The sequence below is a fragment of the Noviherbaspirillum sp. genome, assembly GCF_035627455.1.
GTDB lineage: Bacteria > Pseudomonadota > Gammaproteobacteria > Burkholderiales > Burkholderiaceae_D > Noviherbaspirillum.
Genome location: NZ_DASPLS010000067.1, coordinates 1 through 14992 on the forward strand (window position 1 = coordinate 1; position 14992 = coordinate 14992).

Sequence of the window (14992 nt, forward strand, 5' to 3'; positions counted from 1 at the left end):
CAGCCCGGATAGGACGCGAGCATGCGCGCGTAAGACGCTGCATGCTGCTCCAGCATGTCATCGTCCACGCGCCGCGCGCCATGCAGGATCAGCGGCGGCAGCCAGCGCATGCCGCAGAACAGGACGGTTTGCTCGATGGGCGGCAGGAAATCGGAAAAAGGCCGGTGGTGATAACCGTCGGGCGCATAGGACGACTGCGTGCCGCCGGTGGTCGCCACCAGCCAGAAATCCTTGCTCCTGAGCGCATCGCCGCCGCGCCCGTATGCCCAGCCGTGTTCCAGCACCGTGTCCACCCACTCTTTCAGCAGCGCGGGCATGCTGTACCACTGCACCGGGAACTGGAAGACGATCAGGCTGCTTTCTTCCAGAAGACGCTGTTCATGCGCCACATCGATGTGGAAATCGGGATAGCTTTCATACAGGTCGTGCACCTGCACATTGTCGACCGCGCGCGCCGCCTCGAGCAGGCGGCGGTTGCCGCGCGAATGGCGGTGGCCGGGATGCGCGTACAGCAGCAGGATGCGGGGCTTCGAAGACATGATGGCGGCATATTCCTGAACAGTACCGCCCTCCGGCGGCGTCACCAGCAACAATACCAGCAAGCCGCCGCCGCTGCCGCGGCAGCCGTTTCGCGTTCAGTCGTCGGCGCTGTCGTTCAGGCCGGGAAACAGCACGTCGACGAAGCCGAAGCGGGAAAAGTCCTTGATGCGCATCGGATAAAGGATGCCGGAAAGATGGTCGCATTCATGCTGCACCACCCGCGCGTGGAAACCTTCGGCCTCGCGCACCACCGGCTTGCCGTACTGGTCCATCCCCTCGTAGCGCAGGCGGGTCCAGCGCGGCACGACGCCGCGCATGCCGGGCACCGACAGGCAGCCTTCCCAGCTTTCCTCGGTTTCCGCGGACAGCGGAGTCAGGGTTGGGTTGACCAGAATCGTTTCCGGCACCGGCTCCGCGTCCGGATAACGCGGGTTGTGCTTGAAACCGAAGATCACGACCTGCAGGTTGACGCCGATTTGCGGCGCGGCCAGGCCGGCGCCGTTGGCCGCACGCATCGTGTCGAACATGTCCTCGACCAGCGCATGCAGCGCCGGCGTGTCGAACTGCATCACCGGCTCCGCCTGCCGCAGCAGGCGCGGGTCGCCCATTTTCAGGATGTCACGAACGCTCATTTCCGTTGCTCCAGGTAACGTGCGAATGCCGCCCCCATGTCCGGGTGCTTCAATCCCATTTCCACGGTGGCCTGCAGATAGCCGAGCTTGGAGCCGCAATCGAAGCGGCGCCCGGCGTAGCGCAGGGCGAGCACCTGCTCGTGTTTCATCAGCTCGGCGATACCGTCGGTAAGCTGGATTTCGCCGCCGGCCCCCTTGCCGACGCCTTCCAGGCAACCGAAGATCCTGTTGCCCAGCACGTAGCGGCCGACTACGCCCAGCGTCGACGGCGCTGCCTCGGGCGCCGGCTTCTCGACGATGCCCTGCACCTGCTCCAATCCCGCCTTGTAGGGCGTGGTGCTGACGATGCCGTACTGCCGGGTCTCTTCACGCGGCACGTCCTGCACCGCAAGCAGGCTTGCGCCCTCGCGATGGTAGGCATCGACCATCTGCGCGAGCACCGGTTTTTGCCCGGCATCCACATCCATCAGGTCATCGGCAAGCAGCACGGCGAACGGTTCCCGGCCGATCACCGGACGCGCGCACAGCACCGCATGGCCAAGGCCGAGCGGTGCCGGCTGGCGGATGTAAATGCAGTGCACGTTGGGCGGCACGGTATTTTGCAGCGCTTCGAGCAGCTTGGTCTTGCCGGCGGCCTCGAGCTCGTCTTCCAGTTCCTGCGCCGCATCGAAATGATCCTCGATCGCGCGCTTGTTGCGCCCGGTGACGAACACCAGCTCGGTGATGCCGGCGGCGACCGCCTCTTCGACCGCATACTGGATGAGCGGCTTGTCGACCACCGGCAACATTTCCTTCGGCTGCGCCTTGGTGGCGGGCAAGAAACGTGTGCCGAGGCCGGCAACCGGGAACACCGCTTTTCTGATCCTGTTCATTGTTCTTCCAGCAGGCGCAGCAGCCCCGCCTCGTCGATGACGGGCACGCCCAGTTCCTGCGCCTTGGTGAGCTTGCTTCCGGCTTCCTCACCGGCAACTACATAGGTAGTCTTCTTCGACACCGACCCGGACACCTTGCCGCCAGCAGCTTCGATGCGCGCCTGCGCCTCGTCGCGCGTCATGTTCGGCAGCGTGCCGGTCAGGACGAAAGTCTTGCCCGCCAGCCGTCCCTCGTCGGCGGCGCCACCTTCCGGCAACTCCGCCAGCAGTGTTGCGCGCATCCGTTCGAGCGCATCCACTTGCCGCCGGTGACGGTCTTCCGCCAGCCACGCGGCGATCGACTCCCGCACGTTGTTCGGCACGACTATCGTATCGGAACGCGCGAGTTCGTCCAGCGCCGCGATGACCGCGCCCTTTTCCGCCGCCTGCCGGCAGCGCGTCTCGGTAAACTTCGGGATGCGCAGCGCCGCAAGCAGGGACGCCTGCGCCAGCTTGTCGCGCAGCTTCGCATTCGGCGCGCGCTCGTCCCGCGGCTTGACGTTGGCGGCGAGCAGCTTGTCAAGCGCCTGCTGATTCCGCTCTTCCGCAAAGAATTCGGCAATCGCTTCGGCCACCGTGTCGCCGATGTCGGGCAGCACGCGCAGCAAGGCCGCCGGCGCATGCCGTATGTGGTCGAGGCGGCCGAGCCAGTCCGCCAGCGTCTTCGCGGTGGTCTCGCCGACGTGGCGGATGCCGAGCGCGAACAGCAGGCGTTCCAGCGGCGGATTCTTGCTGGCGCCGATCGCCGCCAGCAGGTTTTCCGCCCACTTGGTGGCGATCTTTCCCTTCTGCACAGTCTCCGGCGTGATTCCGTCGCGTTCGTCCGCACGGCGCTTCATTTCCAGCAGGTCGTCAAGCGTCAGACGGTACAGGTCGGCAATGCTGTGCACATAGCCGAGGTCGACCAGGTTCTCGATGTAGCGGTCGCCGAGGCCTTCGATGTCCATCATGCGGCGTCCGGCGAAATGCGCGATTGCCTGTTTGCGCTGCGCCGCGCAGACCAGTCCGCCGGTGCAGCGCCAGTCTGCCTCGCCCTGCTCCCGGTCGATGTGGCTGCCGCAGACCGGGCACTTGCCCTGCAGGCGCTGGAACATGTCGAACGGCTGCCCCGCGTCTTGCGGCCGCCGCTCCAGCACCACGCCGACCACCTCGGGAATCACATCGCCCGCGCGCCGCACGATCACGGTGTCGCCGACGCGCACGTCCTTCCTGCGCGTTTCGTCTTCGTTGTGCAGCGTCGCGTTGGTCACGGTCACGCCGCCCACGAACACCGGCTCCAGCTTGGCGACCGGGGTCAGCTTGCCGGTGCGCCCGACCTGCACGTCGATGTCGCGCACGACCGTCATCTGCTCCTGGGCCGGGTACTTGTGCGCAACCGCCCAGCGCGGTTCGCGCGACACGAAACCGAGGCGCCGCTGCAGCGCGTAGCTGTTGACCTTGTAGACGACGCCGTCGATGTCGAACGGCAGCGTGTCGCGGATCGCGGCAACATGCGCGTGAAATTCCACCAGGCCGGCGGCGCCGACGGCCACGCGGCGCTCCTCGCTGACCGGCAGGCCCATGGCTGCCAGCGCATCGAGCGTGCCGCTGTGCGAGTCGGGTGCGTCCCAGCCCTGCACCGCACCGAGCCCGTACGCGAAGAAACTGAGGGGCCGCTGCGCAGTGATCGAGGAATCGAGCTGGCGCACCGCCCCCGCCGCCGCGTTGCGCGGGTTGACGAAGGCCTTCTCGCCCTTTTCGCGCTGGCGTTCGTTCATCCGTTCGAAGGCATCGCGGCGCATGTAGACTTCACCTCGCACCTCGAGGACAGGCGCGTCGCAGCCTTTCAGACGCAGCGGAATCTGCCGGATGGTGCGGATATTCTGCGTGACGTCTTCCCCGGTCGCGCCGTCGCCCCGGGTGGCGGCCTGGACCAGGACGCCGTTCTCGTAGCGCAGATTGAGCGCCAGCCCGTCGAACTTGAGTTCCGCCGCGTATTGCAGCGGCGGCGCGTCGGGTCCCAGTTCGAGTTCGCGCCGCACCCGGGCGTCGAATGCGAGCGCGCCGCCTGCCGTCGTATCCGTTTCGGTACGGATCGACAGCATCGGTAACGCATGCCGTACCGGGGCGAATTGCGGCAAGGGTTTGCCGCCGACTCGCTGCGTCGGAGAGTCGGGGGTGATCAGGTCGGGATGTGTCTGCTCCAGCGTGGCCAGTTCGCGAAACAGTTTGTCGTATTCCGCGTCGGGAATGGACGGGTTGTCGAGCACATAGTAGGCATGGTTGTGGCGGTTCAGCTCGGCCTTGAGCCATGCCGCCCTCTCCTGCCAGTTGCCCGGATCAGGACCGGGGGGCGTTCCCGCGGCGGGCGTTCCCGCGGCGGGCGATCCCGCGGCGGGCACACCTGCCGCGTCCTCAGGACTGGAAAACAGGTCGGGTTGCATCGATCAGCTGAACAGGCGCAAGGCGCGGGTGGATCCGGCGGCGATATTGGCGTTCTCCATGTGGCTGTAGAACGCCGCGACCTGTTCCGCGATTTCGTTCAGGGCGGCATCGCTCAGGGGCTGGTTGCCGTCGTCCACCACCACGCCGTCCAGCCGCGCCGCCAGCATCCGCGCGCAGGCCGTCATCGCGCCGAAGCCGTCGCGCAGCGGCGCGACCCGCGGCACATCGAGCAGCAGGGTCAGGCGCGATGTGGTTTCCGCTGCCAGCGTCACATTGGTGGAGAGCGAAAAGAGGACGCCGCCGTCGCCGTCCGGCATGACGAGGCGGCCGTCGGGGCGCAGGTCGAAGCCCTGGCGCTCCAGCGCCGAGAGCAAGGTATTGATCGCCCACGGCGCGCCCTTAGACTGCACGTTCACGCTCAGCTGCGCATCATGTTCGGCGACGAACTGATGCAGGGAACGCGCGCGCGCCATCACGTGGCCCATGTCCGGCACATCGAGGTCGGCATCGATGTCGTCGGACAACTGGCGCAGCCGCGCGATCAGTTCCGAATACTCGATTTCGTTCAGCGGGCTGCTCCGGTTCGCGAGCTGCACCCCGGCGAACAGGCTGTGGTACGCGCTGCCGTGCGCCACCGGTTCCCAGCCGCCGTCCTCGCGCTGGCCAATGAAGTGCACCGGCTTGTTGCCGACGTGGCGCAGCGTCTGGAGCTTGGGCAGGAGCTTTTCGCCCCGTACCGGCGCTTCTATCGTCAGAGAAATCGAGCAGTCGATCAGGTCGTCGACCGGCAATTCCTTCTGCGGCACGGCGGCCACGGGTTCCGCCGCGCCCTGCTGCGGAAGCGCACCGGCCGCCGCCACATCGGCGTGAGCCGGTGCGTCCTCGGGCGCGAGCGACGGCTCCTGGCGTCCCTCGCCCGCCGTCGCCGGCGGCTGCATCAGCACATCGTCATGCTCGGAGGAAAACGCGCGCTGAACGCTTTTCTTCGCCTTGTATTCCTGCCATTTGTTATAGGTGATGACGCCGACGACGATGGTGCCGCCGATTGCCATCAGGCTCGCTTGCAGTTCCGTCATGCCGCGCCTACCTCGCTGGAATTGGGATGGGACGTCCATCCGCGGATTTGTGATCGGGTCATGTAAGACATTCAGAGTGAATATAGCGGTTCCACGCCGGCACCCCGGTGCGCGGCGTTAAACCGGATGCTGGCGGCACACCCCTTGCCATAAAGCAAGCCAGAGTAGTGGCCGTGATTTAAGTTGTCAAGCCGTACAGAAATGCGCTCCATCGTCTTTTCAGAAGCTTCTGTTGAGAAAATTTTCGCCAGGAATTGATCCGCGCCGAAACATCGGGTTCGCTCCGTTGACACTCATCAATAACAGGCAAACAGTGTGAACAATAGAATAACAACTATTCCGCAGCGACATTGTTCGTAGAGAAGCGCCCCTCTCCGTCCCTGCTGCGCCGGGTTTCGAACTGCAGAGCGAAACGCAACCCAAAATTCCTTTCTTTAACTGGAGGACTGCATGGAATCTGATCATGGAAGAAGCGCAAGGTCCCGCGCGTATACCCGCCATGACGAACCACGGCACTCGCACGCCTACACAGGCCACATCAATCGACAGAATGGAAGCATCGCGTCTTCGGGAATGAACATGCACACCGCCAAATCACGTTTCGACATTTCCGGTTCGAAAGAATTCAAGCTGCAGGAATTGTGCATGCTTTCCCTGGCGCCCGTCCTGCGCTCGATCCAGAACTGGTGGCTGCAGCGCGCCGAACGGCATTACCTGATCTGCGCCGATGTCGAGCAGCAACGAGCACGGGAAGCGCAGATGAACGTCGCCTATTACCAGAAGCGCGCGGCGCTCGCACGTTCCGCCCGTAACTGAACGCTACCGTCGTTTGCGGCAGGCCCTGCCGCAAACGATTTTCCTTCCGTCAGGCCGCCTGCGCCTCCGCCGCGAAATTCGCCGCCGATTCCATATCCACCGCCACGATACGGGAAACGCCCTGCTCCTGCATCGTCACGCCGATCAGCTGCTGCGCCATTTCCATCGCAATCTTGTTGTGCGAGATGAACAGGAACTGGGTCTGCGAGGACATGCGCTTGACCATGTTGCAGAAGCGCTCGGTGTTGGCGTCGTCCAGCGGCGCGTCCACTTCGTCCAGCAGGCAGAACGGCGCCGGATTGAGCTGGAACATCGAAAACACCAGCGCAGTCGCGGTCAGCGCCTTTTCGCCGCCCGACAGCAGGTGGATCGTCGCGTTCTTCTTGCCCGGCGGTTGCGCCATCACCTGCACGCCGGAGTCGAGGATTTCCTCGCCGGTCATGATCAGCTTGGCCTGGCCGCCGCCGAACAGTACCGGGAACAGTTCGCCGAAATGCTTGTTCACCTTGTCGAAGGTGTCCTGCAGCAACTCGCGGGTTTCCTTGTCGATCTTGTTGATTGCGTCTTCCAGCGTATTGATCGCTTCGGTCAGGTCGGCATGCTGGGAATCGAGGAATTTCTTGCGCTCTGACGCTTCGGCCAGTTCGTCCAGCGCCGCCAGGTTGACCGCGCCCAGCGCGGCGATGGCATTGGTCAGCCGCGTCACTTCACCCTGCAGGTAGGACGGCCGGAGGTCCGGGTTCAGCTTTTCAGACAATGCGGCTTCGTCCGCCTGCGCCTCGGCAAGCTGCTGCGCATACTGCTCCTGGTTCAGGCGCGCCGCCTGTTCCTTCAGTTGCAGCTCCATGATCTTGTCGCGCTGCGGCTGCAGGCTGCGCTCGGCCTGCAAGCGCGCCTCCTCGGAATGGCGCAGCTTCTGCGTCAGCTGGTCGAGTTCGTGGCGGGCATCGGCCAGCGCGCGCTCCTGGTCGGTGCGCCTGTCGAGCAGCTCCTGCAGGCCGGCCTGGGCCGCCTGGTCGTCCAGGCTTTCCAGTTCCAGATGGCCCTGCTGCATGCTCGCGAACAGCTTGGCGGATTGCTCCAGCGCGGTGGCGATACTGCGCTTCAACTCCTCGATCTTGTTGCGGTGCGCCTTCTCGGCAAACTCGGCTTCCTGCGCGGCGCGTTCCAGCTCACGCAGGCGCAGGCGGGCGTCGTTGAGCTGCTGCTCCTTCGCCAGGTAGTCGGTCTGTCCGGTTTCATGCTTTTCCTGCAGCTCGGCCAGCTCGATGTCGAGCTGTTCGAACTTGGCTTCGGATTCCGCCTTCGCCTGCAACTGCTCGGATTCGTGCGCGGAAATTTCGGCGAGGTCGGATTCGATCTGGGTACTGCGCTGGTTATAGCGGTCCTGCACTTCGGACAGCTTCATCACTTCCAGCTGCAGGCTGTGCGCGGTCTGCGTCAGGACGCCGACGCGCTGGCGCAGTTCCTGCAGCCGCTGCATCGCCTGCGACAGCGCCGCTTCGGCGCGCACCGCGCGCGACTTCGCCTCGTCGGCCAGCATCTGCTGCGCACGCAACTGCTTGGTGATGTTTTCGATTTCCTGCTGGCGCGCCAGCATGCCGTCCTGCTCAGAGTCGGACGCGTAGAAGCGCACGCTGGTCTTGCCGACCACATGGCCCTGCTTCGTCACGAAATAGCCGCCCACCGGCAGCTTGGCGCGGTCGACGAAGGCGGCGTTGGTATCCTCGGCGACGAACACGTTGTGCAGCCAGTCCTGCAGCAGCGCGCGCAGGCCCGGGTCGTTCAGTTGCAGCAGGTTGATGAAGGGTTTCAGACCGGCCGGCGCCTCGGGTGCGGGGGCCGGCGTGCCGGCGTTCGGCGAGAACAGCGCCAGCTTGGCCGGCGGTGCGTCGTTGAAGAAAGCCTTGGCCCAGTCGAGGTTGGACATCTCGAGCGCCGAGGTGCGTTCGCGCAACACCGATTCCAGCGCGGTTTCCCAACCCTGGTCGATGTGCAGCTTCTGCCACAGGCGCGGCAGCTCGCCCAGTTCGTGCTTCTTCAGCCACGGCTGCACCTTGCCCTGGGTCTGCACGTTTTCCTGCAGCTGCTTCAATGCGGCCAGGCGCGCCTCCAGCTGCGCATTGTTGGCGGTTTCTGCATTCAGCTGCTGCTGCGCGGCGCGGCGCTCTTCCTCCAGCTTCGGCTGCTGCTCCTGCGCCTCCTCGAGGTGCATGCGCGCTTCTTCCAGTGCCGCCTGCTTCTCCTCGAGCTGCATCTTCAGGTTGTTCAGGTGCGCGGTGTCCGGCAGCGCCATGCCGTTCTTTTCCTGCAGCAAGCGCTCCTTGCGCGATGCCAGGTTGGCAAGGATGTTCGACGCATTGCGCTGATGCGCGGACTCCAGCTCGATCTGCTGCTGGACCTGCATGATCTTGCCGCGCGACTCGGTGGTCGACAGCTGCGCTTCGCGCCATGCCTGCTCCAGCGCCGGCAGGTTGTCATGCTGCGACTGCGCCGCCTGCTGCGCCTGCTCGACGCGCAAACCGTGCTCCTCGAGGTGCATTTCGGCTTCCTCCAGCTCTTCCTGCTGCTGCTGGCCCTGGCGCTGCCACTGGTCGCGCTGCGCGGTCAGCGAATTGAGCTGGGATTGCAGGCGGTTGCGCGACTCGATCACGAACTTGATCTGCGCTTCCAGGCTGCCGATCTCGGAGTTGGTCTGGTACAGGTGGCCCTGCGCGGTATGCATGCGGTCGCCGGCTGCATAGTGCGCCTGGCGCATGTGCTCCAGCTCGGTCTCGACATGGCGCAGCTTCGCGGTCTGTTCCTCCAGCTCGGTCTGCGCGCGCTCGATGTCGCGGAAGAACTTCTCCTGCTCGGCCTTCGCTTCGTTCTTGCGCAACAGCCACAGCAGCTTCTGCTTTTCATCCTGGTCGGCCTGCAGCTCGCGAAACTTTTGCGCGACCGCGGCCTGCGCTTCCAGCTTTTCGAGGTTGGTGCCGAGCTCGCGCAGGATGTCCTCGACGCGAGTCAGGTTTTCGCGCGTGTCATGCAGGCGGTTCTCGGTTTCGCGGCGGCGTTCCTTGTACTTCGACACGCCGGCGGCTTCCTCGAGGAAGATGCGCAGGTCTTCCGGCCGCGCTTCGATGATGCGCGAAATCATGCCCTGCCCGATGATCGCGTACGCCCGCGGGCCGAGGCCGGTGCCGAGGAAAATGTCCTGGATGTCGCGCCGACGCACCGCCTGGTTGTTGATGTAGTAGGTGGACGTGCCGTCGCGGGTGAGCGTGCGCTTGACCGCGATTTCCGCGTACTGGCTCCACTGGCCCGCAGCGCGGCCGTCGCTGTTGTCGAAGACGAGCTCGACCGATGCGCGTCCGGCCGGCTTGCGGCTGGTGGAGCCGTTGAAGATGACGTCCTGCATGGACTCGCCGCGCAGCTCGGATGCCTTGGACTCGCCAAGCACCCAGCGCACCGCGTCCATGATGTTGGACTTGCCGCAGCCGTTCGGGCCCACGACGCCGACCAACTGCCCAGGGACCTGGAAATTGGTGGGATCGACGAAAGACTTGAATCCCGATAACTTAATAGAATTTAGACGCACTTTATCGACTGTTCTTGACTGGTTGGGGCCGGCACGGAGCGCCGCCTCGCGAAAGGGCCCTATCATAACATTTCGCATCCCCGGGGCAGCTTTTTCATAGCGGGAATTGCCGGGCCAACAGCATGCGCCGACGGTATAATGCCGCCTTTGGTCTTTTTGCATCCCACCTTTTTCGGACTGCCTTCCCTGTGAATCCGCTGTTAAACAAATTGCAACCCTATCCCTTTGAAAAGCTCAAGCAGCTGTTTTCGGGGGTGACGCCGAATTCCGCGTATGCGCCGGTCAGCCTGGGCATCGGCGAGCCGAAGCACCCGACGCCGGCTTTCATCCGGGATGCGGTAACGGACAATCTTGGCGGTCTGGCAGGCTATCCGGCGACCGCCGGGTCGGATGCGCTGCGCGCGGCGATCGCCGGCTGGCTGGAACGGCGCTACGGCTTGCCGAAGATCGACGCGGCAACCCAGGTCTTGCCGGTCAACGGCTCGCGCGAGGCCCTGTTTTCCTTCGCGCAGGCGATCATCGACCCGAGCCGCGGCGCGCAGGAGGGAGGCCCGCTGGTGATGTGCCCCAATCCGTTCTACCAGATCTATGAGGGCGCGGCCTACCTGTCCGGCGCCGCGCCTTACTTCGTCAATTCCGACCCCGCGCGCAATTTCGCCCCGGATTACCGTGGCGTGCCGGCCGAGGTCTGGCCGCGCGTGCAGCTGCTGTACCTGTGCTCGCCCGGCAACCCGACTGGCGCGGTGCTGACGCTGGAAGACTGGAAGGAATTGTTCGCGCTGTCGGACAAGTACGGTTTCGTGATCGCGTCGGACGAGTGCTATTCCGAGATCTATTTCAAGGAAGAGGCGCCGCTGGGCGGACTGGAAGCGGCGCACAGGCTCGGCCGCGACGGCTTCCCGCGCCTGATTGCGTTTTCCAGCCTGTCCAAGCGGTCCAACGTGCCGGGCATGCGTTCCGGCTTCGTTGCCGGCGATGCCGCGATCCTGAAGAAATTCCTGCTCTACCGCACCTACCATGGCAGCGCGATGAGCCCGGCGATCCAGGCCGCCTCGGTGGCTGCATGGAACGACGAAACCCATGTCGAGGAAAACCGGGCGAAGTACATCGCCAAGTTCCGGCAAGTCACCCCGCTCTTGCAGGAAGTGCTGGATGTGCAATTGCCGGATGCGGCGTTTTACCTCTGGGCACGGGTGGACGGGGCCGGCGGCCTGTCCGACACCGAGTACGCGCAGCGCCTGTACGCCGAATATAATGTGGCGGTATTGCCCGGCAGCTATCTCGCGCGCGAGGCGCACGGCGTCAACCCCGGACGCAACCGCGTGCGCATGGCCCTGGTCGCCGAGGTGGAAGAATGCCTTGAGGCGGCGCAGCGCATCGTCGAATTCACCAAGAAACTATCCTGATCCATCAACTTCACGAAGCAAAGCAAATGACCCAACAACTCCAGCAGATCATCGACCAGGCCTGGGAAGACCGCGCCAATTTTTCCCCGAAGTCCGCTCCCGCGGAAGTGCGGGACGCTGTCGCCCATGTGCTCGAACAGCTCAACCAGGGAACGCTGCGCGTGGCGCAGAAGGACAGCGGCAACTGGGTGGTGAACCAGTGGGTGAAGAAGGCGGTGCTGCTCTCCTTCCGCCTGGAAGACAACGTGCCGATGCCGGCCGGCGGCAGCATGCAGTTCTACGACAAGGTGCCGACCAAGTTCGCCAGCTACACCGCCGAGGATTTCGCCAAGGGCGGCTTCCGCGTGGTGCCGCCGGCGGTCGCCCGCCGCGGCAGCTTCATCGGCAAGAACGTGGTGCTGATGCCGTCCTACGTGAACATCGGCGCCTATGTCGATGAAGGCACCATGGTCGACACCTGGGCCACGGTCGGCTCCTGCGCGCAGATCGGCAAGAACGTGCACCTGTCCGGCGGCGTCGGCATCGGCGGCGTGCTGGAACCGATGCAAGCCAACCCGACCATCATCGAAGACAACTGCTTCATCGGCGCCCGCTCGGAAATCGTCGAAGGCGTGATCGTCGAGGAAAACTCGGTCATCTCGATGGGCGTATACATCGGCCAGTCGACCAAGATCTACGACCGCGCGACCGGCGAGGTCAGCTACGGCCGCGTCCCCGCCGGCTCGGTCGTCGTCTCCGGCAACCTGCCTTCCGCCGACGGCAAGTACAGCCTGTACTGCGCGGTGATCGTCAAGCGCGTGGATGCGAAGACCCGCGCCAAGACCGGCATCAACGAACTGCTGCGCGACGCGTAATCAGTGCGCCGGCGCCTCTCCCGCACCACGGGCGAGGCGCATCGCAAAGGAAACAGGCACTTGCCTATTCCAGGTTTTCAGAGGAGAGCATCATGGCAATGGAGCGCCTGTTCCAGCTGATGAAGGACAAGAAGGCATCGGACCTGTTCATCACGGTGAACTCGCCGGTGCACATCAAGATCAACGGCAACCTCCTCCCGGTAAACCAGCAGAAGATGGACAATGCGACCATCAAGGCGCTGCTGTCGGAGGTGGCATCGGCGAAGCAGCTGCAGGAGCTGGAAGACCACAACGAGCTGAACATGGGCATCCCGGTGCCCGGGCTTGGCAGCTTCCGCCTGTCCGCGTTCCGCCAGCGCGGGAGCCTGTCGGCGGTGTTCCGCTACATCCCCGGCGAAATCCCGCGCCTGGCCGACCTCAACGTGCCGCCGGTGCTGGCCGAGGTCATCATGGAAAAGCGCGGCCTGGTGCTGGTGGTCGGTTCTACCGGCTCCGGCAAGTCGACCACCATTGCGGCGATGCTCGACCACCGCAACGCCAACAAGAGCGGCCACATCCTGACGCTGGAAGACCCGATCGAATTCCTGTTCACGAACAGGAGATCGATCGTCAACCAGCGCGAAATCGGCACCGATGCGGACAGCCTGCAGGTTGCGCTGAAAAATGCGTTGCGCCAGGCGCCGGACTGCATCCTGATCGGCGAGATCCGCGACAAGGACACGATGGCCAATGCGCTCGCGTACGCCCAATCCGGCCACCTGGTGGTGGCGACGCTGCACGCGAACAACAGCTACCAGGCGCTGACCCGGATCATCAATTTCTATCCGCTCGAGACGCGCCCTTCGCTGCTGGGCGATCTCGCGGTGACGATCAAGGCGATCATTTCGCAGCGGCTGGTGCAGGCGAAGGACGGCGGCCGGCGCGCCGCGGTCGAGGTGCTGCTCAACACCCGCCACGTGGCCGAACTGATCGAACAGGGCGAGATCAGCCAGATCAAGGAAGCGCTGGAAAAGAGCATGGCGCCCGGGTCGCAGACTTTCGAGCAGGCGCTGATGCAGCTGATCCAGGACGGCGTGGTCACGCAGGAAGAAGCGCTGGCGAACGCCGATTCGGCAACCAACCTGTACTGGCTGATCAACAACTCCCAGGGCGCCAAGAAACCCGAACCGGAACCGGAGCCGAAGAAGGACGACGGCCCCACCTTCACCGAATTCACGCTCAACGTCTGATATGACAGTCACCCTTTACGGCATCCCGAATTGCGACACCGTCAAGAAGGCGCGCACCTGGCTGGCGCAGAACGGCATCGACTACCATTTCCATGACTTCAAGAAGGCCGGACTGGGCGCCGCACTGGTACAGGAATGGCTCGGCCAGCTCGACTGGGAAGTGCTGGTCAACCGCAAGGGAACGACCTGGCGCGGCTTGCCGGAGGAACGCAAGGCGGCGGTATGCGATGCCGCCGGCGCCGCGGCGCTGATGCTCGAACTGCCTTCGGTCATCAAGCGTCCTGTGCTGTCGCATGCAAGGCAAACGCATGTCGGCTTTTCCGACGTGCTCTATCAACAGATTTTTACCAAGTAATCCATGAGCAAAACCCTGGCCCTGACCGAAGAACTGATCGCCTTGTCCTCCGTGACCCCGGAAGACAAGGGCTGCCAGCGCCGCCTGATCGAACTGCTGGAGCCGCTCGGTTTCCAATGTGAAACCATCGAATCGGGCGGCGTCACCAACCTCTGGGCGCGCAAGGGCACGACACAGCCGCTGGTGGTGTTCGCCGGCCACACCGACGTGGTGCCGACCGGCCCGCTCGACCAATGGCATTCCGATCCGTTCGTACCGACGCAGCGCGACGGCAAGCTGTACGGCCGCGGCGCGGCCGATATGAAGACCTCGATTGCGGCGATGGTGATTGCATCCGAGGAATTCGTCCAGGCCCATCCCGGCCACAAGGGCTCGATCGGCTTCCTGCTGACCAGCGACGAGGAAGGCCCGGCGACGGACGGCACCGTCGTCGTCTGCAACCATCTCAAGGCGCGCGGCGAGCAGCTTGACTACTGCATCGTCGGTGAACCGACGTCGGCCGACAAGCTGGGCGACACGATCAAGAACGGCCGCCGTGGCTCGATGTCGGGCAAGCTGACGATCAAGGGCGTGCAGGGCCACATCGCCTATCCGCAGATGGCGCGCAACCCGATCCACCTCGCCGCCCCGGCGCTGGCCGAACTGGCGGCCGAAAAATGGGACGACGGCAACGAATACTACTCGCCGACTTCCTGGCAGATGTCGAACATCCACGGCGGCACCGGCGCGACCAACGTGATTCCCGGCGAAGTCGTGATCGATTTCAATTTCCGCTTTTCGACCGCCAGCACCGCCGAAGGCTTGCAGGCCCGGGTGCATGCAATCCTGAACAAGCACGACTTCGACTACGACATCAAGTGGACCATCAGCGGCTATCCGTTCCTGACGCCGCGCGGCGCATTGAGCGACGCGGTCTGCGCCGCGATCAAGGCGGAAACCGGGGTCGATGCCGACCTGTCTACCACCGGCGGCACCTCGGATGGACGCTTCATCGCGAAGATCTGCCCGCAGGTGATCGAATTTGGCCCGTTGAACGGCAGCATCCACAAGATCGACGAGCACATCGAATTGCGCGATATCGATCCGCTCAAGAACATTTACCGCCGCACGCTGGAAAATCTGCTGCTGTAGCCAGCCACGCCCTCCCCCAGCGCGGGATTACCGATTCC

At 64.3% G+C, this 14992-nt stretch carries 12 protein-coding genes; 6 read left to right on the forward strand and 6 right to left on the reverse strand.

Features of this window, described 5'->3' with window-relative positions; genetic code table 11:
• From VEC01_RS12735 to VEC01_RS12755, 5 genes are all read right to left on the reverse strand, one after another.
• Nucleotides 1-539, reverse strand: a 539-nt coding sequence (locus VEC01_RS12735) for an NAD(P)H-dependent oxidoreductase (protein ID WP_324901261.1), incomplete at its 3' end; no start/stop codon positions are given.
• Between the two features lie 96 nt (nucleotides 540-635).
• Complete coding sequence (gene def / locus VEC01_RS12740; RefSeq protein WP_324901262.1) at nucleotides 636-1172, reverse strand: peptide deformylase; 537 nt, start codon at nucleotides 1170-1172, stop codon at nucleotides 636-638.
• Nucleotides 1169-2044 (reverse strand): UTP--glucose-1-phosphate uridylyltransferase GalU, encoded by an 876-nt coding sequence (gene galU / locus VEC01_RS12745; protein WP_324901263.1) that lies wholly within the window; start codon nucleotides 2042-2044, stop codon nucleotides 1169-1171. The genes def and galU overlap by 4 nt, the downstream gene beginning before the upstream one ends.
• Nucleotides 2041-4506 (reverse strand): NAD-dependent DNA ligase LigA, encoded by a 2466-nt coding sequence (gene ligA, locus VEC01_RS12750; protein WP_324901264.1) that lies wholly within the window; start codon nucleotides 4504-4506, stop codon nucleotides 2041-2043. Before ligA ends, galU begins: the two co-directional genes overlap by 4 nt.
• Nucleotides 4507-4509: 3 nt before the next feature.
• Nucleotides 4510-5583, reverse strand: a complete 1074-nt coding sequence (locus tag VEC01_RS12755; protein WP_324901265.1) for a cell division protein ZipA C-terminal FtsZ-binding domain-containing protein — start codon at nucleotides 5581-5583, stop codon at nucleotides 4510-4512.
• 579 nt (nucleotides 5584-6162) lie between these two features.
• Between VEC01_RS12755 and VEC01_RS12760 the strand changes: the two genes are divergently transcribed.
• Nucleotides 6163-6399 carry a hypothetical protein gene (locus VEC01_RS12760; protein WP_324901266.1) on the forward strand — a complete coding sequence of 79 codons (237 nt, stop codon included), beginning with the start codon at nucleotides 6163-6165 and terminating at the stop codon, nucleotides 6397-6399.
• A 49-nt stretch (nucleotides 6400-6448) separates the two neighbouring features.
• Here VEC01_RS12760 and smc read toward each other — a convergent pair whose 3' ends face one another.
• Complete coding sequence (smc, locus tag VEC01_RS12765; protein WP_324901267.1) at nucleotides 6449-9979, reverse strand: chromosome segregation protein SMC; 3531 nt, start codon at nucleotides 9977-9979, stop codon at nucleotides 6449-6451.
• 188 nt (nucleotides 9980-10167) lie between these two features.
• Between smc and dapC the strand changes: the two genes are divergently transcribed.
• From dapC to dapE, 5 genes are all read left to right on the forward strand, one after another.
• Nucleotides 10168-11385 carry a succinyldiaminopimelate transaminase gene (gene dapC / locus VEC01_RS12770; RefSeq protein ID WP_324901268.1) on the forward strand — a complete coding sequence of 406 codons (1218 nt, stop codon included), beginning with the start codon at nucleotides 10168-10170 and terminating at the stop codon, nucleotides 11383-11385.
• 26 nt (nucleotides 11386-11411) lie between these two features.
• Nucleotides 11412-12239, forward strand: coding sequence for a 2,3,4,5-tetrahydropyridine-2,6-dicarboxylate N-succinyltransferase (gene dapD / locus VEC01_RS12775; protein ID WP_324901269.1), 828 nt, complete (start codon nucleotides 11412-11414; stop codon nucleotides 12237-12239).
• Between the two features lie 92 nt (nucleotides 12240-12331).
• A complete protein-coding gene (locus tag VEC01_RS12780) occupies nucleotides 12332-13468 on the forward strand; it encodes a PilT/PilU family type 4a pilus ATPase (RefSeq protein WP_324901270.1) in 1137 nt (378 codons plus the stop codon).
• A 1-nt stretch (nucleotide 13469) separates the two neighbouring features.
• Nucleotides 13470-13823: an ArsC family reductase gene (locus VEC01_RS12785; RefSeq protein WP_324901271.1), complete on the forward strand. Its 354-nt coding sequence runs from the start codon at nucleotides 13470-13472 to the stop codon at nucleotides 13821-13823.
• 3 nt (nucleotides 13824-13826) lie between these two features.
• Nucleotides 13827-14954 (forward strand): succinyl-diaminopimelate desuccinylase, encoded by a 1128-nt coding sequence (dapE, locus tag VEC01_RS12790; protein ID WP_324901272.1) that lies wholly within the window; start codon nucleotides 13827-13829, stop codon nucleotides 14952-14954.
• Nucleotides 14955-14992: the final 38 nt, after the last annotated feature.

What these genes read in the sequence shown, in the direction of transcription:
- ligA (WP_324901264.1), bottom strand. Translation starts at nt 4,506, where the DNA reads ATGCAACCCGACCTGTTTTCCAGTCCTGAGGACGCGGCAGGTGTGCCC.
- dapE (WP_324901272.1), top strand. Translation starts at nt 13,827, where the DNA reads ATGAGCAAAACCCTGGCCCTGACCGAAGAACTGATCGCCTTGTCCTCC.
- dapD (WP_324901269.1), top strand. Translation starts at nt 11,412, where the DNA reads ATGACCCAACAACTCCAGCAGATCATCGACCAGGCCTGGGAAGACCGC.
- VEC01_RS12785 (WP_324901271.1), top strand. Translation starts at nt 13,470, where the DNA reads ATGACAGTCACCCTTTACGGCATCCCGAATTGCGACACCGTCAAGAAG.
- VEC01_RS12760 (WP_324901266.1), top strand. Translation starts at nt 6,163, where the DNA reads ATGCACACCGCCAAATCACGTTTCGACATTTCCGGTTCGAAAGAATTC.
- VEC01_RS12780 (WP_324901270.1), top strand. Translation starts at nt 12,332, where the DNA reads ATGGCAATGGAGCGCCTGTTCCAGCTGATGAAGGACAAGAAGGCATCG.
- galU (WP_324901263.1), bottom strand. Translation starts at nt 2,044, where the DNA reads ATGAACAGGATCAGAAAAGCGGTGTTCCCGGTTGCCGGCCTCGGCACA.
- def (WP_324901262.1), bottom strand. Translation starts at nt 1,172, where the DNA reads ATGAGCGTTCGTGACATCCTGAAAATGGGCGACCCGCGCCTGCTGCGG.
- VEC01_RS12755 (WP_324901265.1), bottom strand. Translation starts at nt 5,583, where the DNA reads ATGACGGAACTGCAAGCGAGCCTGATGGCAATCGGCGGCACCATCGTC.